This window comes from Micromonospora sp. bgisy143 (genome assembly GCF_057708145.1).
Map to the genome: position 1 here is coordinate 106,630 of NZ_JBYIRN010000020.1, position 22,130 is coordinate 128,759.

The window sequence follows — 22,130 nt, forward strand, 5'->3', positions numbered from 1 at the left end:
CCGGGACCCGTCGACGCCGATTGGAGCACCCGATGAACCGGCGTCCCACCATCGCCATCCTGGCCGGACTCTGCCTCGCGGTCAGCGCGGCCCCCGTTCCCGCCGCCGCCCGAGGATCGGCGACCGCCCCGGCAGGCGCGTACGCCAGGCTCGCCGGCCCGCCCGGCACGCCGCCCGGCGCCTGCCCGACGGGGGCCGGCTACGGCTCGCCCCTGCCGTCCAACTCGGTGACGGCGCCCCGCATCCAGGGCGGGTTCTCGTTCCTCGAAGGGCCCGTCTGGGTCGCCGACGGCGGCTACCTGCTCTTCTCCGACATGGCCGCGGGCACCGGGCCGTACAACGTGCAGCCGTCCACGATCCGCAGGTTCACACCGCCGTCGACCTTCGACACGTTCATCCCCAACGCGGGCAGCAACGGCATCGCGCTGAGTGCGGACGGCCAGCAACTCGTGGCGGCCACCCACGACCAGCGCAACGTGTCCGCGTACCGGCTGAGCGACCGGGCCCGCAGCACCGTCGCGGCGAACTACCAGGGTCGGGCGTTCAACTCGCCGAACGACGTCGCGGTCCGCTCGGACGGCGTCGTCTACTTCACCGACCCCAACTTCCAGCGCGGCAACCGCCCGGACCAGATGAACGGACGCACCAGCGTCTTCCGCGTGGTCAACGGTCAGGTGTCGCTGGTGGACGACCAACTGCGTCAGCCCAACGGCATCTCGCTGTCGCCGGACGGGAGCACCCTGTACGTGGGCGCCTACTCCGAGAACAAGATCTACAAGTACGCCGTCCAGCCCGATGGCAGCACCGGCGCGCGCAGCGTGTTCGTGAACTACATCGGCGGCCCGGACGGCGGCACGATCGACTGCGCGGGGAACGTGTACTGGACCTCCGGCGGGGACTCCCTCGTCCACGTCTACTCGCCCGCGGGCGTCCAGTTGGGCACGATCCGGTCCGGCTTCACCGGCACGACGAACGTGGCCTTCGGCGGGTCCGACCGGCAGACCCTCTTCATCACCTCGGGTCCACGCAACGACTCCGGTCTCTACAGCGTGCGGCTGAACGTCCCGGGGTACCCGTACTGACGGACCGGCCGTGGGAGGAATCCCCCGTTGTGCTCCTCGCGGAGCGGATTCCTCCCCGCTCGCCCCCCCAGGTTCGGCCGGACAGGCCAGGTACGGCCCGCCGCGCAACACGCGTTGAGCGTATCGGGTTCCCACTCAACGTGCGTTGCTCCAAACAGGTGCGAGCTTACGCTCACGTTCCGTGCGCGTGTCAACGGGTGTTTCGTCCGGGGGCGCATCTGCGACACTGTCGTTCAGGTCGCCGGAGGGTGAAGAGCATGGTGGACGTTCGGCGCGCGGAGCGGGAGTTGCCGCCCCTCGACACGTTGGCAGCACGGCTGGAGTACCTGTTCGACAAGATCCGCCCGACACCCGACGAACTCGGCGACTCCGACGAGCCGGGGCGGCGGTACACCAACCGGGAGATCGCCGACAAGATCAACGAAGCGGCGGCCGAGACGGGCGTGACGATCAGCGCCGCCTACATCGGTGAGCTGCGCCGAGGCGTGGCGAGCGACCCGCGTACCTCGCACGTACGCGCCCTGGCCACCGCCTTCGGGGTCAACTCGGGCTACTTCGTGGACGACGCGGCGGCCCGACGGATCCAGGACCAGATCACGTTGCTCAGCGAGCTGCGCCGGATGGACGTCAAGCGGGTGGCGCTGCGGCAGGTGCTCGCCGACAACGGCCTCTCGGCGACCGACACCCGCCTCGTCGAACAGATGGTGGCCCGGCTACGCGCCGTGGCGGAGGGCACCGACACGGCCGTCTCCGACGATCGTCGGTAGCCGATGGCCGTGCAGATCCTGCGGTGGGAGCACACCGACGAGTGGGAGAACACCGACGTGACGTCGCACCGGTTACGCAGACGCTGCGCGCGCATCGTCGCCGAGTTGGAGATACCGCTGCCCTTCGACATCCGGACGCTGTGCGACGCCCTCGGCGAACGTCGTGGCCGGCCCATCCACCTGGTGCCGATCAAACTGCCGGCGCAGACGGTGTGCGGCATGTGCGTGCCGACGAACGACTTCGACGCGATCTTCTACGAGCAGGACACCTCACCCCTGCACCAACTGCTGATCATCGGTCACGAACTGGGTCATCTGCTCGCCGGGCACCAGGCGACCGAGGTGCTGGACGCGGACGCGTCCCGGCTGCTGCTGCCCGACCTCGACCCGCAACTCGTGCGGCGCAGCCTCGGCCGCAGCAACTACGCCGCGGCCGAGGAGCGCGAGGCCGAGATGATCGGCTCGCTGCTGCTGCGGCGGGTCCGCAGCGGGCGCGGCGAGGCGGACGACGCCCCGGTCGACGGGCCGGACGCCGAGCTGTACGGCCGGCTGCGGCACTCGCTCGAACACCCGCACTGGTAGCACAGCGATGGACACCGTCCTCTACGCCGTGTGCGCGGCCTCCGGTTGGGTCGCGTTCGCCTACATGGTGCGGTTGCAACGCCGGCATCCCAGTCGGGCCCGCCGCGCGATCTGCGCGGGCCTCGGGGCGTTCGCGGCCGGGATCACGGTCGCCATCCCGCCCGTCGCCGTCGCGATCGACGAGGTGTCGGGCCTGCCCAACCTCGCCAAGATCATGGCGCACGCCGGCGCCCTGAGCATCTCGGCCAACGCCGAGATCATGCTGCTGCACTTCGCGCTGCCCCCGGCGACGGCCGCCGTCCGTGCCCGCCGCTGGGTCTGGGTGACCGCGTGCGCGTTCCTCGTCATGCTCGGCCTGTTCGCCGTCACCCTCACGTACGACGAGCCGGTGCGCCTGACCGTCGAGTACGCGACCGACCCCGTCGTCACCGCCTACCTGCTGATCTTCCTGCTGCTCGGGTTCTTCGCCTACTGCGTCGACATCACCCGACTGTGCTGGGGCTTCGCGAAGATCTGCGGACGCCCCTGGCTGCGCCGCGGCCTGCGCATCACCGCCGTGGGCGCCACCTTCGCGCTGCTCTACAGCACCAACAAGATCGTCTACCTGGTGGCGTACTGGGCCGGCTACCGGCCGACCGGCGAGCGGCAGATCGCCGCGGTGCTGGTGACCATCGGCGCGTTGCTCATCACGATCGGCCTCACCATGCCGGCGTGGGGTCCCACTCTCAAGATCGGTCAGCGGTGGGCGGACTTCCGCTCCTACCGTCGACTCGAACCGCTCTGGCGGGACCTCGTCGCGGCCCTTCCCGAGCTGGAACTCGATCCCGCCCTGCGCCGCCGGTTCGCGGCCCTGCGCGACACCGACTACGCGCTCACCCGCCGGGTTGCCGAGATCCGCGACGGCCGGCTGGCGCTGCGCCCGTACACCGACACGGGGGTGACGGCGCTGGCCGAGCGGTTCGCCGCAGGGGCCGGTCTCGGCGCCACCGAACGGCAGGCGGCAATCGAGGCGGCGCACCTGGCCTGCGCGCTGCGGCGGCATCGGGCCGGGCTGGTGGCCGCGGCACCGCAGCCCGCCGACGAGCTGCACCGACCGGACGGGGGCTACGCCGGCGAGGTGGCGTGGCTGACGCTCGTCACCGACGCCTACGCCCGATCAGCCGTGGTGGCCCGGACGCTCGCCGCCGCCACCCCGCAACCGACGGCAGGAGACCCGCGCCGATGAGGGGCCGCTACAACAACCTCAAGCGGATCCGCACGCTGGACCCGCAGCGCGACTACCTGGACATCTACCAGACGATGCTGCGCTACGAGTTCCCGTGGGACATGAAGCTGGGCCTCAACCTCGCGTTCAACAGGTCCTTCTCGGTGCCGGCGATCGCCGCCGTACACACCACCACCGGTGAGCTGACCGAGCGCACCCAGAAGCGCATCGACGACACCGGCCTGCTGATGTACGAGATGGTCCTCAACGGCTTCGACCAGCCCCGGGGCCGTGACGCGCTACGCCGGGTCAACCAGATCCACCGCCCGTACGACATCGACAACGACGACTTCCGCTACGTCCTGGGCTGCCTCGTGGTGATCCCGATCCGCTGGCTGCGCGAGCACGGTTGGCGTCCGCCCTGCTGTCACGAGCGGCAGGCCACCTACCTGTTCTACCGGGAGCTCGGTCGGCGGATGGGCATCACCGACATCCCCGGGTCGTTCGAGGAGTTCGAAACCTGGTTCGACGCCCACGACGCCGCCCACCTGCTGCCCAACGACGACGCCGCGGCCATCGAGCGGGCCACCCGCATGTTGCTGCTCGCCCGTCTCCCCCGCGTCCTCGCGCCGCTGGGAAACGCGCTGGTCAGCGCGATGTATGACGAACCGCTGCGGCGCGCGACCCGGGTCGACGCGCCGCCCTGGCCGATCCGGGCCGGCCTGCGCATCGCGTTGCGGACCCGCGCGCGATGGCAGCGGTGGTTCGGCGCGCCGCGGACCACGCCGCTGTTCGCCGACGGCATCCGGGCCCGGACCTACCCCCAGGGGTACGAGATCAGTCAGCTCGGTCCGCACTGATCGGCGGCTGACTGACGCAGCGGCCGCCGGAGTCGGGAACGGCTTGACGTGGCGGCCCTCGTCACGCAAGGTCAGATATCGGCAACCTTCGATGATCTGAGGAGGACCGATGAAGGCACTCGCCACCACCGCCGCAGCCCTGCTGCTCCTGACCACGGGCGCATCCGCCGCACGGGCCGCATCCGACGCAGCACCGGCACCCGCCGCGCCGTGCGCCGGGCAGGTTCACCCGAACCCGTCGTTCGAGCGCGGCGCCAGCGGCTGGACCGCCGGCCCCCGCATGGTCGTGCTCGGCGACGAGACCCGGCCCGCACACACCGGTCGCGCGTACGCCACCTTCGCCGGGTTGGACGTGACGCGTAGCGACCTGCTGCGCACCACCGTCACCGTGCCGGCCAACTGCGACCTGACGGTTCGCTTCTGGGTCCGTACCACCACCACCGAAACCACCCGGGGCGACTACCTGAACGTCGGGCTGGCGGTCACCGGCATCCCGCCGAAGACGAGGTTCTCGCTGGCCTTCGACGGCGGGGCGCAGTGGCGGCAGTACAGCATGTCGAGCGGAACGGCGGCGGTCGAGCGCACCGCGACGGCCAGCTTCCTGAGCAGCGAGACGGCCGGCAACGGCGTCACGGCCTTCGACGTCGACGACGTGACCTTCACCCTGAGCTGAGGACACCGGGCGGGCGGTCGACCCGACCGCCCGCCCCGGCGTCGCTCACCCCTCGGTCAGCTTCGCGGTACGGGCGACGGCCGCAGGGTCCACCGTCACGCCTCGAAGTCGCGTCCGTCGGGCGTCTCCCGCCCGACCGACGGGCTGGGGGCCTGCGGCGCGTACCGCCGACCGTCCAGCGCGTCGAGGACCGCGACCACGGCCAGCGTCCCGGCCACCGCACACAGACCGACCATCGGCGGCCACCGGGTCAACGCCGGCGTGACCAGCAGCAGGACCACCAACCCGAGCAGCCGCGAGCGGGAGATCCGCCCGAACACCTCGTACTCGAGGCGCAGCCGCGCGACGAGGAAGAGCGCCGGACCACCCACCACGAACAGCAGCCACGTCGGTCGGGGAGCCCCGAACGGGTCGTCGATCACCAGTTCGTAGCCGACCGACGCGAGCAGGACGCTGAGCACGATGAGCAGGTGCGTCCGCTCCGACGCCGTACCGAGTCGGGCGGGCTGCGCGGCCCGGCCCAGCGCCTCGCCCAACAGCAGACCGGCGCGGTGGAAGTAGATCCGCCAGAGCAGGGCGCTGGTGACGAACGCGATCGTGAAGGCGGCCGCCCGCCCACCGGAGTAGTCCCGGCCACTGAACACCACCCCGATCACCAGGATCGACTCGCCGAGCGCGATGAGGAACATCTGCTGGTAGCGGTCCGCGAGGTGGGTACCCGCGATCCGCCAGCGCGCCACCGCCGCGGCCCCGAGTCGCGGCAGCGGCCACCCCAGGAACCACGCGAGGTAGTCGACCCCGACGGCGACGGCCCACAGCGGCAGGCGCAGTCGCTCCGGGCCGAGCGCGCCGACCAGCCAGATCGGCGCGCTCAGCGCAGCCCACGCGGAGAGCCGGAACGCGACCAGCCGTCTCGGATGGCCACGCAGCGCGAGCGCGATCACCAGCGGCCGGACCACCATCACCAGCAGGTACGCGACCACGAACGGCAGCGCCCGCTCCTGGGTCGCCCTGGGCAGCGTCACCGCCATGACCAGCCCGGCGAACATCGTGGCCACCACGACGGCCTGGATGACCGATCGCTCCGGCTCGTACCGGCTGGTGATCCAGGTGGTGTGCGACCAGATCAGCCAGAGCGCCAGGAAGAGCAGCAGAGTACCGCCGAGCCCGCTGACGAGCGCCCAGCCGGTGTCGCCGTTGAGCTCGACGAAACGCTGCGAGACCCGGGTGAGCGCCACCACGAAGGCCAGGTCGAAGAAGAGCTCCAGGAACGTGGCGCGGCCCGCGCTGTCCGGAGGACGCAGGAGGTCCGCACCGTGCCTCGCCGACATCGTCCCCCTCCGTCCGCCCTCGTCGCACCAACGAGCGGTCCGTCGAGGGGATGTGTCCCGGGGCACGCGACAGGGTGGTTGATCCCAAATCCCCGCTTAATCGACAATTTTTCCCTTTAAGTTCGGTGCGCAGGAGGCCGCCGACCCGGGGAGAGATGTGGACAGCTATCCGGCGATCGAAGATCACGGACTCATTGGCGACCTGCAAACCGCCGCGCTGGTGACGTGTGACGGCACTGTCGACTGGTTCTGCGCGCCGCGCTTCGACTCGCCGAGCATCTTCGCCGCCCTGCTGGACAAGGAGCGGGGCGGCTACTTCCGGATCGCGCCGCACGACGTGCGGTACGTGACCAAACAGCTCTACCTGCCCGGCACACCCATCCTGATCACCCGGTTCATCAGCGCCGACGGGGTGGCCGAGGTGATGGACTTCATGCCGGTCACGGGCGAGCGGGCCACCGACACGCACCGGCTGGTCCGCCTCGTCACCATGGTCCGCGGCAGCATGCGCTTCCGGGTGGAGTGCCGGCCCCGCTTCGACTACGCCCGGGAGGAGCACCAACTGGAGCGCCACCCCAACGGCTACCTCTTTCGCAGCCGGTCCGCGACGCTGACGTTCAACCCCGTCGACCCCATCCGGCGGCTCATCCGCGAACACGGCGACGTCCGCATCGAGGACGGCGACCTCGTCGCGTTCGGCACCCTCAACGAGGGCGACGTCGGCGGCGTGGTCCTGGAGACGGGCGACACCGAGCCACGGATCTTCCCGCCGGAGGAGATCCAGGGCATGTTCGAGTGGACGCGCGACTACTGGCGACGCTGGCTGGAACGCTCCAGCTACACCGGCCGCTGGCGGGAGATGGTCGAGCGCTCCGCCATCACGCTGAAACTCATGACGTACGCGCCGACCGGCGCGATGATCGCCGCGCCCACCGCCGCGCTCCCCGAGCTGGTCGGCGGCAGCCGCAACTGGGACTACCGCTACACCTGGGTACGCGACACGTCGTTCTCGGTGCACGCGCTGCTCGGCCTGGGCTTCACCGAGGAGGTCAGCCGGTACATGGACTGGCTGGACGAGCGCATCCGCACGGCCAGTGACCACCAGGACCCACTGAAGATCATGTACCGGGTGGACGGCTCCTCCGACCTGCACGAGGAGGTGCTCGACCACCTGGAGGGCTACCGCGGCTCCCGGCCCGTGCGGATCGGCAACGGCGCCGCCGATCAACTCCAGCTCGACATCCACGGTGAGGCGCTGTACGCCATGCACCTCGCCGACGAGCAGGGCATCCGCGTCTCCCACCAGGTGTGGAAGAGCACCGTCCGGCTGGTCGACTGGCTCTGCCACAACTGGGACCAGCGCGACGCCGGCATCTGGGAGAGCCGGCACCACCCCCGCAACTACACGTTCGGGCGGGTGATGTCCTGGGTGGCGCTGGACCGGGCCATCCGCCTGGCCAACCGTACCGGCCGCCCCGGCGACCTGACCTGCTGGACCGAACAGCGCAACCGCATCTACAACCAGGTCATGGCCCGCGGGTACCACCCGGAACGCGGCAGTTTCGTGCAGGCGTACGACGAGAACGTGCTCGACGCCGCGCTGCTGGCCATGCCTGCGGTCGGTTTCGTCACGCCCAGCGACCCGCTGTGGCTGTCCACCCTGAACGCGATCGAACGCGAACTCGTCTCCGACAGCCTCGTGCACCGGTACGACCCGGTCCACTCCCCCGACGGCCTGCCGGGCCACGAGGGCACCTTCAACATGTGCACCTTCTGGTACGTCGAGGCGCTGGCCCGCTCCGGCCGCCTCGACGACGCCCGACTCACCTTCGAGAAGATGTTCACCTTCAGCAACCACCTCGGCCTCTACGCCGAGGAGATCGCCGCGACCGGTGAGCAGATCGGCAACTACCCCCAGGCCTTCAGCCACCTGTCCCTGATCAACACGGCGTTGACCCTCAACAGCCTGCTCGACGCGGAGGCCGACGCCCGCCGCCGCCGGTAGCGGGCGCGGGCGTCGTCAGGCGGTCTCCGCAGCCTCCGCCGACCGGCTGGCCCGGCGGGAGGCCGAGACCGCCGTGGCGAGCCGGACGAACGCGGCGACCGCGAGCGAGCGCGAATGCTGCGGCCACGCCACCGCGAAGGCGGCTTCCGGCGCGTCGTCGACCGACCGCCAGCTGAGCTGCGGCCGGGCGTTGCGCTCGGCGAGCGAGACCGGTAGCAGCGCGAGCATCCGCCCGAGTTCGATCTGACGCAGCATCTGCACCATGTCCCCGAACGGCGGCGCCTGCTCGCCGTGTCGCACGTAGACGTGCGCGCCGGGAACGACCTGCTGATGCTCGGACTCGATGTCGGCCATCCGCAGCCGGGGCCGACCGGCGAGCGGATGCCCGGCCGGCAGCGCCAGCACCTGCCGCTCGGACAGCAGCGGCTCGACGTCCAGACCGTCGGCGTCGAACGGCTCGACCACGATCGCCACGTCGGCCTCGCCCGCACGGACCAGGGCCGGCTGCTCACGCCAACCGGTGAACATGACCTCGACCGGTACGGCCGCGTGCTCCGCCCGGTACGCCGCGAGCACGTCCTCGAGCAGGCCGCCCTCGACGTCGGCCTTCACCGCGACCACCAGCTTGCCGCCGGGCACACCCGCGGCACGCCGGGCGCGCCGGGTGGCGGCGTCGAGCGCGACGAGCGCCGCCCGGGCGTCGGCGAGCAGCACCGCGCCCGTCTCGGTGAGCGCGACGCTGCGGGTGGTGCGGTCGAGCAGGCGTACCCCGAGGTCGGATTCGAGCCCGGAGATCGCACGCGACAGGGCCGGCGACGCGATGCCGAGCCGCTCGGCGGCTCGGGTGAAGCTGAGCTCCTCAGCGACGGCCACGAAGTAGCGCAGCGGCCGGGACTCCACCGGATTCATACCCTCAGGATAATAATGCGCTCCGAACTGGTCCTTCTCGCCCGCGATCCCCCGGACCACGATGAGACCATGATCGTCATCACGACACCCACCGGCACGATCGGCGCCGCCGTCGCCGAGTCCCTGCGCGCCGCCGGCGCACCGCTGCGCCTGATCGCCCGCGACCCCGCCCGCCTGCCCGAGACCCTCCGCGAACACACCGACGTGGTGGTCGGCTCCCACGCCGACCCGGCGGTGCTCACCACCGCGCTGACCGGTGCCGCCGCGCTCTTCGTCCTCGTACCACCGAACTTCGCCGCCCCGGACGTCACCGGGCACTACCTCGGCTTCGCGCGCCCCATCGCCCAGGCGGTGCGCGCGCACGCCGTACCCCGCATCGTGGCCGTCTCCTCGCTCGGCCGCGGATTCGGCGGCCCGGCCGGGTTCCTCTCGGCGGCCTGGGCGATGGACGACACGCTGGAGTCCAGCGGCGCCGCCTACCGGTCGCTCCAGGCGGCGTTCTTCATGGAGAACCTGCTGCACCAGGTCGACCTGATCAGGAGCCGGGGAATGTTCGTGCTCGCCGCCGACCCCGACGCGCCGCTCGCGGCGGTGGCCACCGCCGACATCGCCCGCACGGCCGCCGACCTGCTCGCCGACACCAGCTGGACCGGTCAGCAGGACGTGCCCGTGCGGGAGCCCGTCGACCACACCCCACGCCAGATGGCGCAGATCATCTCCGAGACCCTCGGCCGGCCGGTCACCTACCAGCAGGCCACCCTCGCCGACCACCGCGCCCGGTACGCGTCGTCCGGAGCGAGTCCGGCAACCGTCGACGCCATGATCGAGATGGCCGAGGCGCAGACGGCCGGCGTCTACCCGCCCGTGCGCGACGCCGGCGTCGGGACGACCTTCCGCCAGTGGTGCGCATCGGTGCTCGCACCCGCCGTGGCGGCCGCGCGGGGGTGACGATCAACGGGACGGAGGTTCGAGCGCTGCCCGCACGGCAGTACCGGTTTCCCGGGCGGTCAGGTAGGGACGAGCGTCGTGGGCCGTCGCCCCGTTGTGTACGGACACGTCTGTCAACGCTCCGCCCGGAAATACCGGGGCCAGGGCCTTCACCAGCGCGACGACGTCCCCCCGGTCGGCGATGTTGGTCCAGCTCCGGAGCCGTGGTGGCCACTGACCGACGCCGGCCTGCGGTGCCGGCCGCAACCGATCGAAGATCATCCCGCGGATGCCGAGGGGTGAGCCGAGAGTGATCAGTGCCGGCGGGTGGGCGGTGTCGGCCGCGTGGAGGGTCTCGTACGCCACCACCGAACCGAGCGAGTGGGCCACCACCAGCCGGGTGTCCTCGGACATCGCGTCGAGCACACGCTGGCGGATCCGCTGTCGGAGATCGTCCTCGGTCAGATAGCGACGGACCTGCCGCAACGCGCCGACGAGCAGGTGGTCGGCGAGGCCGGTGAAGAAGCGGGAGTGGCTCAGCGCGTCGAGCGCCCGTTGGATCACGAACGGGGTACGCAGGCGGGTGGTGGCGGCCGGACCGGTGACGCCGGGGTCGATCCGGGCCGCCTCCGCCCACCAGGTCAACAGCAACTCCTGGTCGAGCGGGTCCGTCACGTCCTCGGCGGTCAACGGTGGCTCGCCCAGGGTCCGCGTGCCGGACCGCCGGAAGACGTCACCGTAGAAGGCCATCGTCACCTGCTCCGACGCCAGCGTGCCGCCGGCGAGGGTCAGCCCGTCCCGGAGCGCGGGCAACCACTGTGCCAGCAGCGTTTCCGGGCCCATGGTCTGTTGGGCGACGCCGTGGACCAGGACGACACGCGCCATTGGCAACCTGCTTCCGTCGAGTGGGTCAGATCCGGAGGGTGAAGGTGGCCAGGCCGGAGTTCGTGCCCACGCAGAGCAGCCCGTCGGGCGCGAGCGCGATCTCGCTGACGTACGTCTCCAGGTTGAGTTCGGTCAACAGCGTCTGGTCACGCAGCCGCCAGATCCGGACCGTTCCGTCCGCGCTGCCGACGCCGAGCAGGTCGGTCGCGCCGACCGACCCGGTCATCAGGCAGGTGATCCCCAACGCGTGCGGGGTCAGCGGGTGCGTGACCGGCTGCTGCGTCTTTACGTCCCAGCAACGCAGCGTGCCCTCGTCGTCGCCGCTGACCACGATCGGCCGGTCGCCGGCACGGGCGAACGCGACCGCGCGGGCGCGGCGGTCGTGACCGGCGAGCGCAGTCCCGTACGGGGTGAAGTCGTCGAGCCGCCACAACCTGACGGTCGCGTCGTTGGAGCCGGTGACCGCCAGCGACCCGTCGTCGGAGACCGCGACCGCGATGATCGCGGCGGTGTGGCCGACCAACTCCGCCAGTAGGCTCCGCGTCGCCAGATCCCAGACCCGGGGTGTCGCCACCTCCGAGCCGGTGATGACGATCGTCCGGCCGTCCCGGTGGGTGGTGGCCAACGCATCAGGACCCCCGTACGGCTCGGGCGACGGATCGAAGATCTGCCCGATCTCCTGCCGCCGCTCGAAGTCCACGATCCGGAGCGTGTGGTCCTGACAGCCCGCGAGCAGCAGAACCGTGCCGTCGGCCTCGGTCGCGGTCGCGACGCACTTGACCCAACTCCCGAAAGGAGTCCGGGAGGTGACCGTGGGCTCGGGCGTGAGGTCGTGAACGCGGAGCATGTCGTCGAGGCCGACGATCAGCCGCGCCGTCCCGCCGGCTACCGTCACCGCCAGACCGACGACCCCTGAGTCGTACTCCACCAGCGGATCGCCGGTCTGGGTCCCGGAGGTGACATCCCAAAGCCGGGCCGACGTCGAACCGGCGGTCAGCGCGACCGGCCGCCCGTTCAGCCGACCGAGCGCCACGTGCCACAGGTAGTTCCCCCGCAGCGGAGGCGTGAGAGCGACCCCGTCGCGAAGATGCCAGACCCGGGCCGACTCGTCGTAGCTGGCCGTGAGCGCGATCGGCCGGTCGCCTGCCGCGTCGACGACGGCGGCGCGGACCCGCCCGGTGTGTCCGCGCAGCACGGGGGTGACCGGCCGGTCCCGCAGCAGGTCCCAGCCGGCCAGGCTGTGGTCCGGCGACTGCCGCAACGCCACCGGACGGCCGTCCAGGCAGGCCAGGGCCACCGTGTGGCTCTGGCGGTCCTTCGGGCTACGCAGCAGTAGCGGCTCCCGGGTCTCCAGGTCCCAGATGGAGACCCGGCCTACAGCCGAGCCGGCCATGATCACGTGCCGGTTCTCGACGATGCCGGCGACGAGGAGGTCCACATCGTCGTTGTGCCCGGTCAGGGGTGGGCCTGCGGCGGTGTGGGTGACCAGGTCCCAGCACCGGACCGTCCCGTCCGCGCTGCCGGAGAACAGCAGACGTCGCTCGCCGGTGCGCAGGATCCGCAGCGAGGAGACCCGGTTGGTGTGCCCGACCAGCGCGGGGCGAGGTGCCTGCGGCGGATCGCCCACCCAGATCCGGATCACCCCCTCGCCGTCGCCGGTGGCCAGAACCGGATCACCCGCCCCCGCGGCCAACGCGACCGCGGTGACGCCCTTGGCGTGCCCGGTGAGGGGCGTACCGACCTCGGCCCGACTGTGCAGGCTCCAGACCCGGGCGCTGCCATCGGAACTGCCGGTGACGAGATACGGAAGGACGCCGTCGGCGTCCAGCGCGTATGCGTCTACCGACTTGACATGGCCACCGTGCGGCCGGTCGGCGGCAAGGTCCCAGACGCGGACGGTGCGGTCGTCACCCCCGGTCACCGCCACCGGCCGCCCGTTCACCACGCCGAACGCGGCCGCCCGCACCCAGTCGGTGTGCCCGGTCAGCGGCTGGTCCAGCTGCTGCCGGCTGTGCAGGTCCCACAGCCGGACCAAGCCGTCGTTACCGCCGCTGATGGCGATCGGGCGGACCTTGTCGGTGTCGATGGCGACCGACCCGACGCCGCCACGGTGGGCCGGCATCGGCTCCCCCAACTGGCGGCCGGACGCCAGATCCCACAGCACCATGGCCTCGTCCGCACCGCCGGTGAGCAGGACGATCCGGTCGTCCAGCCGGCCCAGTGCGAGAGTCAGGATCGCGCTGGTGTGGCCGGTCAGCGGGTCGCCCACCGGCTCGGCGGTGGCGGTGTCCCAGATTCGCACCTGGCCGTCCGCTCCCCCGGTGATCGCCACCGGTCGGCCCGGCATATCAGCCAGCGCCACCGCTTCGACGCTGCCGTGATGCCCAGTGATCGGGCGGCCGAGCTGGCGCCAGCGCCGCAGGTCCCACAGCCGCGCGGACCCGTCCCGGCTGCCGGTGAGCGCCACCGGCCGCTCCTCCAGTACGCCCACCGCGATCGACGTAACGCCGTTGGTGTGGCCGCGCAGGGTCGTCGGGATCTCCTGTGCGGTCGACAGATCACAGATCCGCACCGCGCCGTCCTCCGTGCCGAGCAGGGCAAGCGAGTAGTCGTCCACGTCCACCAGGGCGATCGCGGTGATCCCGTCGGTGCCCTTCGGCCCGCCCTCCAGGGGCGAGCCGATCTGTTGATTGATCGTCAGGTCCCAGACCCGGACGGAGCCTTGGTCGTCGCCACTGACCGCGATCGGACGACCGTCGAGTTCGCCGACCGCCACCGCAAGCACGTAGCCCTCGTGGCCGAGCAGGCGTCGGTGCGCGCCGGTGCGGGACCACTCCGCCCACCGGGTGGACCAGGGCAGCGCCAGGCCCAGCCGGTCGATGTCCGCGGCCAACCCGCCGGCCTCGCAGCGGCGGGCCGACAGCTGCAGGTACGCGGCTCGCTGGGCGAGGTCGCCCCGGTCGATCCGGTGCGCCACCTGCTCGTAGGCGGTCCGAATCCGCCGCGCGGTGTCCGAGTGCACCAGGGTGAGCGCACTGAGCAACGCCGACTGGTCGGCCGCGAGCAGGAACCCCGGATCGTGGGCCAACTCGTCGATCCGCTCCGCCGCCGCCGCGTGGGTGGGCAGGTTCAGGCGCAGGTACGGATGGGTCTCGAACCAGCTCGGCTGTCCTGAGCCGTGCCCCGGCACCTCGGCCAGCAGCGCCGCCACGATCCGCTGCTGCGCCTGCACCGCCGGCCGCCGCGGGTCCTGTCGCAGGTGCTCGGCGAGCGTCTGATGGTAGAGCCGGTAGACCGAGCGGTCGTGCTCGACCACCTCGGCGATGTACGCGCCGGCCGCGACCAGCAGCCAGTCCACGTCGTCCTCGGTGCACTCCCGGCCGGCGATCGCGGTCGCCAGCGCCGGCCACAACCCTCGGGGCAGGCCCTGCCCCTCGGCGAAGGCGAGCGGGGTGAGCAGGCGGCGCACCCTGGCCTCGTCCGGACCGAACCGGCTCAGGTAGTCGTCGAACGCCTCCCCGATCTCGCTCGGCAGCCGGCCCTCCCATCCGGGCACGGTGACGTCGACCGGTTCGGTGGCCAGCCGCAGGCTCCGCGCGGTCATCCGGGCAACCAGGTAGACACCTGCAGCGCGCTCGCCCACCGCCCGCGCCACCGTCTCGGCCAGGTCGCGACGATCCCGGTACGGGGTGTTCAGGTCCGGCTCGTCCGGCGCGGTGAGCATCTTCACCACGTACCGGGAGATGTCCGAGGGGCCGAGCAGATCGGCGTCGTCGAGGTCGATGGTGCGCATCGCCGGACCCAGACTGCGGACGAGTTCCCGGCGACTGCCCACCAGCAGATGCACCCCGTGGATCTCGGAGAGGGGGCGCAGCAGTTCGCGGGCGATCCGCCGGGGTTCGCCACGTCCACCGGTGTCGGTGGCGGTGCCACTGCCCGCCTCGTCCAAGGCGTCGACCACGATGACCGTCTTGAGGCCGGCCTGCGCCCGACGGCTGATGGCCCGCAGCAACTCGCCCGTGCCGTCGGCGTCCACCCCGAGCCCGGAGGCGATCCGGGCGACAAGCTCCTCCTGCCGCTTGTGGCGGGCGTGCACCGCCACGTCCACGGTCCCCACCGGTACGAGGGTGGCCGGGTCGACGTCGGCCACGTCGAGCCCCGCACGGTAGTCCCGGTCCGAGAGTGCGACCACGCGGCTGAGTACCGAGGACTTGCCGCAGCCGGGCTTGCCGGTGACCACCCGGCCCTTGCCGTCTCCACCGGGCGTGGTGAGCCAGGTGACCAGTTGCGCCAGCGCGGCGTCCCGGCCGCTGAAGTAGGTGCCCTGTTCCGACTCGAAGTCCACGCCCCGGGAACGCGGCCCGAAGTGCTCCACCAGGTCCCGTTTGGCGGCCAGACGCTGCATCTCCAGGTCGGTGCCCTGCGGCGGCAGGTCAGCCCGGTAGCCGAGATTGGGCAGGAACGGGGCGACGCCGGTGCTCAGCCCGGAGGTGAGTTCGGCCCGCTGCGGGGTGTCGCCCTGCCGGAAGGTGGCGTTGAGTTCCGCGACCAGGTCGTGCAGGTCCAGGAACTCCTGACGCTGGCCGGTTCGCGCCGTCACCGCCTCGACCGCGGCCGGGAGTGCTGCCACCATCGTTCCGTCTCCGGCCTCGTCCCGGCTCCTGGCGGAGGAGAGGAACCACATGCCGGTGATCGCGGCGTCGCCGGTCAGCCGGCGGGACAACGTCTGCAGCGCCACCCGCGCAGCCTCGGCGCTGCCCGCGCCGCCGTAGCAGGTGTCCAGGATGAGCAGCAGATTGCGCAGACCGGTCCGGGTGAGGATCCGGACCAGGTCCTCGGTGGGTAAGGCGCTGGCCGCGAGGTCCGCCTCTGTGCTGTCCCAGCAGAGGAGGTAGTGGCGGTCGTCGACCAGACCGTGGCCGGCGTAGTAGACGGCGACGATGTCGTCGTCCCCGATGCCGGCGTCCTGGCACCAGTGCGACATGACCCGGCGGATGTGGTCGGCCGTCGCGTACTCGCCGAGACCCGCCAGCGCACGCCGGTATCCGAACCGCTCGAACAGCGCCGCCACCGTCGCGGTGTCTGCCTCCACCTGCGGCAGGTAGGCCGCGTCCGGAAGGTTGCGGTAACGGGCCGCGCCGATCGTGATGAGGTGTCGGCGCGCGGGGGCAGCCGGGTCAGACTCGGGCATCGCCGTTCACCTCGTGTGATGGTCTGGCCTCTGAGAGCACCGACCATATCGGATAGACGCCCGCACGCTCACGGTGGCGAACGTCGATCTCACGTCACTCGACCTGGTCGTGGATCCACAGAATGGTCGCCCTGACATGCTCATGCGGTGTCCGCCCCCGACATCGCCCCGCCACGGAACGACGTCCCCACGATGATCACCCTCGCCGGCCTCGCCAGAGCCGATGCCTGGCACCGGCGGACAGTGGATGGCCCCGGGCAGCCATGGAACGTCCCGACAAGCTCCGGCGTCCCGTTTGCGGGTTCGGTTCCCCGGGGTGCCGCGCCACCTCCGCCAGTTCGGTGCCGGTCTCCCTGACGGCCGCGCTCAGGCTCGCCAACCTCGAGTTGATCTGCCGTAGCTGCTCCGCGAACGTGCCGGTCGTGGTCTGCCCTATCCAGGTGTCCCGGATCGGCGCGAGGTCGATGTCGTACGTGAGTTCCGGCGCGGGACCGAACGGCCCGTCGGCCCGTACCGTGAAGGTGAACTCGTTGGTGACACCGGGCTTGAAACGCCGATGCCCGACGTCGAAGAAGAACTCCATCCGGTGACCCGGCGGCATCGTCTTCACTCCCCTGGTGATGACGTGCCACTCGTGGAGGGGAGCCCGCCCCTCGTCATCGAGGGAGGTGGCTATCGGATCCGCCAGGTCGATGCGAACGTTGCGGGCGATCGACGGGCCGATGTTCTCGATCGTCAGCATCAGGACGCTGCGGTCGTTCGGGGCCGGCCCGATGTCCACCACCACCATGGGCTGCAGGGACTCCTCCTGCGCCTGCCGGGTCGCGCGCTGGGCGGCATCGGTCTGGGCGAGCTGCTGGAGCAGTAGTTCGATCTGGCGTCGTCCCAGTTCGGTCTGCTCCCGCGCCGAATCGGCCTGTGAACGCGCCGCCTCGGCTGACGCCCTGGCCGCCTGCACCGAACGCCAACTGTAGAAGAGACCGAGGAGCGCCAGCAGCGCCACCGCCGTCGACAGCCGGTCCACCGTGAGCCAGCGCACGGCCTCCGCGACGGCGTCAATTACCTCTCGCACGCCAGGCCCTAGTCGTCCGACGCGTACGAGATGGCGATGTCGCGAGCCCCGTCAGCGACGTCATGCTGGGCCATCCAGTCGAAGAAGAGCCGAGGCCCGCGACACAGACGCGCACCGTCGAGTCGGAGGACACCGACACACCGGGCGAACCGTGCCGCGCGCCGATACCGCGACCAGGGCGGTTTTCCGAGGTCGGCGCGGGCCAGACCGGCCTCGGGGAACTTGCGGATCAGGGCCATGCCATCCGCTCCGAGTTGCTGCTGCCAGGCATGGAAGGTGGGCAGGCATCTGTCGGCGACGTTGTCTTCCGCCTCGTCGAGCGTCCGACCGTCCCACACCTCGGCGAGCAGCCGGGTGGAGAGCCAGGCGTGACCGCCGGCGAGCTCCATGACCCGGTCCAGCGCGTCCGCACCGGCGAGCTCCACCAACTCCGCCACCGCAGCGGCGTCGAGCGGATCGACGTAGCGCACCTCGGCGGTGTTGAGCGGCGGTGAGCCCTTGTCGTGCGGGTCGCGGAACATGACGAGAACCGGACCGCCCACCAGCAGAATCGAGATGTCGCTGCGCAGATGGGTGTCGTCCAGCCAGCGGAGGAACGAGTAGAAACCCGGCCCCCAGCGCGCCTGGAGGAGGCGGTCCGCCTCGTCGATGACCAGGGCGACCGGCCGGAGTTCACCGAGCGCGCGCACGATCTCGGCACGGGTCGCCTGCCGGTAGGTGGTCTCCGGCCGTCGCTCCACCGCGCCGCGCAGCGCACCCAACCCGGAGGCTTCGGTGGTGAGGTCCCAGCCGGCGGCGTCGGTCCAGACGACGTTCCGATCAAGATCGGCACGTCGCAGTTGGCGTGCCAGGGTGCTCTTTCCGGCCCGCCGTCCCCCGATGAGGAGAGTCGACTTTCCCTGCCGGAGAAGAGCCGACACCTGCCGCAACTCGTCCTGACGCCCGACGAACAGGTCAGGTGAGAGCAGCGGGTTCTGGGGCATGGCTACCACCTCCCGCCTCCGTCGCGCTCGAGGATCCACTTCTCGAACAGTCCGATGCGGATCCGCTGGTCGGCGACGAGTCCCTGTCGTCTCAGCGTCGCCTCGGCCTGGCTGCGCTCGGCGGTGCGGTACGGGGGCGTGGACCCCGGCCGGGCCAGCTCCTCCAGGACCTCCCGCTCCTGTGGCGTCAGGAAATCCCAGAGGTTGTTGCGCAGGACGTACCCCACCGCGTCCGACTCCTCGAGGTGGTCGAGCCCGGCATCGAGATCCACGTCGGTCAGCAGCGTGGCGTCCCGCCGTCGACGGTACGACTCGGCGGCAATGGTGCGGGCGAGCGACGGATGGCCACCGCTGAGCCGGAACAGCCGCTCGGTGAAGCCGGTGGTGACCTCGACGACGCCCATCTCGCGGGCCAACGTATGGACCATCTCGGTGAGCGCGTCGGCGTCCAGGAGTGGCAGCGGAATTTCCTGGAAGAAGCTGAACAGTGGGTTCGTACCGGCCGGACCCAGATCGTTAACCCGGTTGGCCACCGGCCGCAGGTCCGCCCCGATCACCACCACCGTACGCCGGTCGCCCTGGGCCAGCAGGCGGAGCGCTCCGCTCGCGCGTACCCACCGTCGGGCCGCACCGATCTCGTCGGGCTCGGGAAACACGCGTTCGATCTCGTCGAGTACGACGGTGAGGCGGATGGACCGTCCCACATGGTCGATCCGCGCGTGCAGTTGCCGTTCCAGCTCGCTGACGGTGGCGGGCGTCGAGGTGGTGAACGGCCAGTCGACCTGCTCGAGCCGGCCCCACCGGTCGAACGCCTCGATCATCAGGCGCGACAACTCCGCCGGCCAGTCCTCGGTGTGGCGGTCGAAGCGTTGCAGGTCGACCATGCAGACGGGCTGGTCCACCAGATGTTGGCGCAGGATGTTGAGCAGGCTGGTCTTGCCGACCTTACGCAGACCGGTGATGAGCACGTGTTCATCACGCTTGATCGCGCTGCCGATGGTGTTCAGCATGGCCTCACGACCGAAGAGGAAACGCTCGTCGGTGAGGGCGTTCTTGGTGTCGAAGAGGTTGTCCCTGGTGCCGTAGCGGCGTTCGAGCTCATCGAGGAACGGCTTCGCCCGGCCGTCGGTGAGCGCGGCCCGGAGGGCGCGCAGTGACACCGTCGCCACCGGCTTGCCCCCGAGCCGCACCCGGTCGAGACCGCGTTCCACGTCGATGCGGAGCGCGTCCGTGTGAACGAGGTAGCTGAGGCGGCCATCGCGCGCGTACTCGCCGAAGAGCGGAAGCCCGCTACCGGCGGCCGTCGGGTCGGTGACCACCCAGACCGGGCCGGGCGTGAACATGCCCGGTAGTCCTGTCTCGTCCAACGGGCGGCCAGCGGCGGTGAAGGCGGCCTGCACGACCGCCAGAGCGTCCCGGCCCGCGGGTGACCCGACAGGACTCTGGCGATCCGGTCGAAAGGCATTCGGCGCCGAGGCGACCGAGAAGAATTCGGTGTCGGGGACGGGGAACTGCTCGGCCGCCGTGACGATGCGGTGCGCGAGCCTGGACACCAGGTCCAAATAGTCGTCACGGTGCCGCGTCAGCCGCATGAGCTGACGCACCCCGACGCGTTCGAAGAAGAGCTCGGGCATCAGGTGCGAGGGTCGGAACGGCCTGACGATCTCCGGCACCCGGTCGGAGTCGTGCGGGATCCATGGCAACACGACCAAGGCTCTCGACGAGGCCGGCCGGCGCACGTCCGGCACCTGCTGCAGACGGCTGCTGAAGATCGACCACTCTCTGCCACACACATCGCTCAGGTAATAGCGTGGCGTGCTGAGGACGACGAACGTCCGGCAGGTGGACAGCGCGGCGCTCAGGCGCTCGGACCAGGTCTCACCGAGAAGGAGGGTCCGGTCCACGAACCCGACCTCGGGGTCGCGGGTAAGACCCGCGATCAGGCGGACTTCCGCGTTCAGATCTTGGTAGAACTCGTTGACGAGGGCGTCGTCGTCCCCCCGCGCATAGCTGAGGTAGAAGTACAGCACCGACGCTCCCTGATCGACGTGCCATCACGGTATGGGGTCGGCGCGAGAAAGAGGAGTCTTCGCCCTCAGCTCGCCCGGCTGGCGTCGCAGCTGTCTACCGACTCAGCCAGGGACGGCTAATGGCGATCATTCCCCACGGTACCGAAGTTGCTACCGCCGACGTATATGCCAGGTGACACGGGAGGGGCCTCGGCCCCCGGCAACCCGAGGGAGGGTGCTGGCTCCGCCACCACAGATCCTTGATCACGACCACTGAAGAGCCAGCCGATGGCGATACCCGCCAAACCGCTGACCGGAGCGGCGAACTGGGCCACGCTGTCACCTTCGGCATCCCGCAGCACGCCCGCGATAATCACGCCGAAGAGCGCAACGATGAGGAGGATCGCGACACCGAATCGCATGGTCTCCAATCGCGACCGGTGCAGGAATGCCCGATTGCGCAACGACGACGTTGCGCTCGACTGCTGCTCCTGCTGCTCAAAGGCTTGCCGGGTCCGCGCGTCCTCCAGCGCGAATCTGATGGTGCGCTCCAAACTCTGCAGGAGCGGCAGATTGCCCTCCCTCGCCGCCTCCTCCGCAGCCTGCAGTAGGCGCTCCATCGCATCGACTGATTTATCGGAATCGGCCACGACGTTGTCCTATCTGTCGGCATGAACGGTGCCTGCGACGCGGGTTCGGGGAGCTGGGTTCTCATCGATCTCCGGGCGACATCGCGCAAGTTAACTCCGGACGAGCCGATTCGCGCGGCTCGGTCAGATGGCCGACAGCCTCCGCGGCCCTGTGCCCGCAGGGCTGGCGGCAGGGGACCGTTGCCCCGCTCGGGCACCTGCGGCACCATGATCGCGATGACCACGCACCTGGACTGGGTAACCCGCTACTCCGCCGGGCAGGAAAGTCGGGTATGGCAGGAGATGCGCCAGCTTGGAGCCCGTGTCCGTGAGCCAGCTTTCGCCCCTGAGGCGCAGGCGGTATGTGACGAGATGGCCCGCCGGGCCCGGGACAACATCGAAACCCTCGTCGCGCGCCTGCGCGAGCAGGGCTACCGGTTCCACCAGAACGACGACGAGCAGACTCCGACGGAGCCGTACGCGCCACCCGGCCCGAAGGCGGAAGAGCTTCTGCACTGGTTGGAGCAGCGGCTCGGTCCACTGCCGATGGCACTGTCGTCGTGGATCCGCATCGTCGGCGACGTCTGGTTGGTCGGCACGCACCCCGAATGGTCCAGCTCGGCCGCCGCCGACCCGTTGGTGCTGGAGGTGGCGGGCTCCCGCTACCCGAACAGCGACATCCGCGAGTACTTCGCGGAAGAGATCGAGGCATGGCAGGAAGACCAGGAGGAACCGTTCCTCCTGCCCGTGGCACCCGACCACTTCCACAAGGACAATGTCAGCGGCGGCGGCCCCTACGGCATCATCCTCCCCGACGCATCCGCCGACGCGCACTTCGTGGGCGACGCCGGTATGCCCCTGGTGGACTACCTGAACTGGACCTTCCGGCACGGCGGCTTTCCCCGACCCACCGTCGACCACGCCCAGTGGCGCGTGATCAGCCAGTTGAGAGAGGGTCTGCACCGCCTCTGACGGAGGCACGCCCCACCGACGGGACAGACAAGGTCCGCCCCTGCCTCCG

Annotated in this window: 16 protein-coding genes and 1 pseudogene; 9 read left to right on the forward strand and 8 right to left on the reverse strand. The window is 70.7% G+C overall.

Features of this window, described 5'->3' with window-relative positions:
• Nucleotides 1–32: 32 nt before the first annotated feature.
• From AC3EN4_RS22330 to AC3EN4_RS22355, 6 genes and pseudogenes are all read left to right on the forward strand, one after another.
• Nucleotides 33–1,082 carry an SMP-30/gluconolactonase/LRE family protein gene (locus tag AC3EN4_RS22330; RefSeq protein WP_435207658.1) on the forward strand — a complete coding sequence of 350 codons (1,050 nt, stop codon included), beginning with the start codon at nucleotides 33–35 and terminating at the stop codon, nucleotides 1,080–1,082.
• A gap of 257 nt (nucleotides 1,083–1,339) precedes the next feature.
• Nucleotides 1,340–1,827 (forward strand): annotated as a pseudogene (locus AC3EN4_RS22335) (hypothetical protein); the annotation flags it as partial.
• Nucleotides 1,828–1,852: 25 nt separating this feature from the next.
• Nucleotides 1,853–2,431, forward strand: coding sequence for a hypothetical protein (locus tag AC3EN4_RS22340; protein WP_435207659.1), 579 nt, complete (start codon nucleotides 1,853–1,855; stop codon nucleotides 2,429–2,431).
• 7 nt (nucleotides 2,432–2,438) lie between these two features.
• Complete coding sequence (locus AC3EN4_RS22345) at nucleotides 2,439–3,656, forward strand: MAB_1171c family putative transporter (RefSeq protein WP_435207660.1); 1,218 nt, start codon at nucleotides 2,439–2,441, stop codon at nucleotides 3,654–3,656.
• Nucleotides 3,653–4,495 carry an oxygenase MpaB family protein gene (locus tag AC3EN4_RS22350; protein ID WP_435207661.1) on the forward strand — a complete coding sequence of 281 codons (843 nt, stop codon included), beginning with the start codon at nucleotides 3,653–3,655 and terminating at the stop codon, nucleotides 4,493–4,495. The genes AC3EN4_RS22345 and AC3EN4_RS22350 overlap by 4 nt, the downstream gene beginning before the upstream one ends.
• Nucleotides 4,496–4,604: 109 nt before the next feature.
• Nucleotides 4,605–5,168 carry a hypothetical protein gene (locus AC3EN4_RS22355; protein WP_435207662.1) on the forward strand — a complete coding sequence of 188 codons (564 nt, stop codon included), beginning with the start codon at nucleotides 4,605–4,607 and terminating at the stop codon, nucleotides 5,166–5,168.
• Between the two features lie 95 nt (nucleotides 5,169–5,263).
• Here AC3EN4_RS22355 and AC3EN4_RS22360 read toward each other — a convergent pair whose 3' ends face one another.
• Nucleotides 5,264–6,499, reverse strand: a complete 1,236-nt coding sequence (locus tag AC3EN4_RS22360) for a low temperature requirement protein A (RefSeq protein WP_435207663.1) — start codon at nucleotides 6,497–6,499, stop codon at nucleotides 5,264–5,266.
• Nucleotides 6,500–6,656: 157 nt separating this feature from the next.
• Between AC3EN4_RS22360 and AC3EN4_RS22365 the strand changes: the two genes are divergently transcribed.
• Complete coding sequence (locus tag AC3EN4_RS22365; RefSeq protein ID WP_435207664.1) at nucleotides 6,657–8,504, forward strand: glycoside hydrolase family 15 protein; 1,848 nt, start codon at nucleotides 6,657–6,659, stop codon at nucleotides 8,502–8,504.
• 15 nt (nucleotides 8,505–8,519) lie between these two features.
• On the opposite strand, the gene AC3EN4_RS22370 is transcribed toward AC3EN4_RS22365, so the two are convergent.
• Nucleotides 8,520–9,413, reverse strand: coding sequence for a LysR family transcriptional regulator (locus AC3EN4_RS22370; RefSeq protein WP_435207665.1), 894 nt, complete (start codon nucleotides 9,411–9,413; stop codon nucleotides 8,520–8,522).
• 69 nt (nucleotides 9,414–9,482) lie between these two features.
• On the opposite strand from AC3EN4_RS22370, the gene AC3EN4_RS22375 reads away from it, so the two are divergent.
• Nucleotides 9,483–10,361 carry an NAD(P)H-binding protein gene (locus AC3EN4_RS22375; RefSeq protein WP_435207666.1) on the forward strand — a complete coding sequence of 293 codons (879 nt, stop codon included), beginning with the start codon at nucleotides 9,483–9,485 and terminating at the stop codon, nucleotides 10,359–10,361.
• 3 nt (nucleotides 10,362–10,364) lie between these two features.
• Here the strand turns inward: AC3EN4_RS22375 and AC3EN4_RS22380 are convergent, their stop codons facing one another.
• The 6 genes from AC3EN4_RS22380 to AC3EN4_RS22405 all read right to left on the reverse strand — a co-directional run bounded on the left by AC3EN4_RS22380 (nucleotide 10,365) and on the right by AC3EN4_RS22405 (nucleotide 21,130).
• Nucleotides 10,365–11,225 (reverse strand): hypothetical protein, encoded by an 861-nt coding sequence (locus AC3EN4_RS22380; RefSeq protein WP_435207667.1) that lies wholly within the window; start codon nucleotides 11,223–11,225, stop codon nucleotides 10,365–10,367.
• A gap of 25 nt (nucleotides 11,226–11,250) precedes the next feature.
• Complete coding sequence (locus AC3EN4_RS22385; protein ID WP_435207668.1) at nucleotides 11,251–16,416, reverse strand: caspase family protein; 5,166 nt, start codon at nucleotides 16,414–16,416, stop codon at nucleotides 11,251–11,253.
• A gap of 196 nt (nucleotides 16,417–16,612) precedes the next feature.
• Nucleotides 16,613–17,419: a COG1361 family protein gene (locus AC3EN4_RS22390; RefSeq protein WP_435207669.1), complete on the reverse strand. Its 807-nt coding sequence runs from the start codon at nucleotides 17,417–17,419 to the stop codon at nucleotides 16,613–16,615.
• Between the two features lie 77 nt (nucleotides 17,420–17,496).
• Nucleotides 17,497–18,471 (reverse strand): AAA family ATPase, encoded by a 975-nt coding sequence (locus tag AC3EN4_RS22395; protein WP_435207670.1) that lies wholly within the window; start codon nucleotides 18,469–18,471, stop codon nucleotides 17,497–17,499.
• Nucleotides 18,472–18,473: 2 nt separating this feature from the next.
• Complete coding sequence (locus AC3EN4_RS22400; RefSeq protein ID WP_435207671.1) at nucleotides 18,474–20,501, reverse strand: TIR-like protein FxsC; 2,028 nt, start codon at nucleotides 20,499–20,501, stop codon at nucleotides 18,474–18,476.
• Nucleotides 20,502–20,617: 116 nt separating this feature from the next.
• Nucleotides 20,618–21,130 (reverse strand): hypothetical protein, encoded by a 513-nt coding sequence (locus AC3EN4_RS22405; protein ID WP_435207672.1) that lies wholly within the window; start codon nucleotides 21,128–21,130, stop codon nucleotides 20,618–20,620.
• A 216-nt stretch (nucleotides 21,131–21,346) separates the two neighbouring features.
• Here AC3EN4_RS22405 and AC3EN4_RS22410 point away from each other — a divergent pair, with 216 nt between their 5' ends.
• The gene (locus AC3EN4_RS22410; RefSeq protein ID WP_435207673.1) at nucleotides 21,347–22,081 is read left to right on the forward strand and encodes a hypothetical protein; all 735 of its coding nucleotides are present in this window, start codon (nucleotides 21,347–21,349) and stop codon (nucleotides 22,079–22,081) included.
• Nucleotides 22,082–22,130 lie beyond the last annotated feature (49 nt).

What these genes read in the sequence shown, in the direction of transcription:
- AC3EN4_RS22330 (WP_435207658.1), top strand. Translation starts at nt 33, where the DNA reads ATGAACCGGCGTCCCACCATCGCCATCCTGGCCGGACTCTGCCTCGCG.
- AC3EN4_RS22340 (WP_435207659.1), top strand. Translation starts at nt 1,853, where the DNA reads ATGGCCGTGCAGATCCTGCGGTGGGAGCACACCGACGAGTGGGAGAAC.
- AC3EN4_RS22345 (WP_435207660.1), top strand. Translation starts at nt 2,439, where the DNA reads ATGGACACCGTCCTCTACGCCGTGTGCGCGGCCTCCGGTTGGGTCGCG.
- AC3EN4_RS22350 (WP_435207661.1), top strand. Translation starts at nt 3,653, where the DNA reads ATGAGGGGCCGCTACAACAACCTCAAGCGGATCCGCACGCTGGACCCG.
- AC3EN4_RS22355 (WP_435207662.1), top strand. Translation starts at nt 4,605, where the DNA reads ATGAAGGCACTCGCCACCACCGCCGCAGCCCTGCTGCTCCTGACCACG.
- AC3EN4_RS22360 (WP_435207663.1), bottom strand. Translation starts at nt 6,499, where the DNA reads ATGTCGGCGAGGCACGGTGCGGACCTCCTGCGTCCTCCGGACAGCGCG.
- AC3EN4_RS22370 (WP_435207665.1), bottom strand. Translation starts at nt 9,413, where the DNA reads ATGAATCCGGTGGAGTCCCGGCCGCTGCGCTACTTCGTGGCCGTCGCT.
- AC3EN4_RS22375 (WP_435207666.1), top strand. Translation starts at nt 9,483, where the DNA reads ATGATCGTCATCACGACACCCACCGGCACGATCGGCGCCGCCGTCGCC.
- AC3EN4_RS22380 (WP_435207667.1), bottom strand. Translation starts at nt 11,225, where the DNA reads ATGGCGCGTGTCGTCCTGGTCCACGGCGTCGCCCAACAGACCATGGGC.
- AC3EN4_RS22385 (WP_435207668.1), bottom strand. Translation starts at nt 16,416, where the DNA reads ATGCCCGAGTCTGACCCGGCTGCCCCCGCGCGCCGACACCTCATCACG.
- AC3EN4_RS22395 (WP_435207670.1), bottom strand. Translation starts at nt 18,471, where the DNA reads ATGCCCCAGAACCCGCTGCTCTCACCTGACCTGTTCGTCGGGCGTCAG.
- AC3EN4_RS22410 (WP_435207673.1), top strand. Translation starts at nt 21,347, where the DNA reads ATGACCACGCACCTGGACTGGGTAACCCGCTACTCCGCCGGGCAGGAA.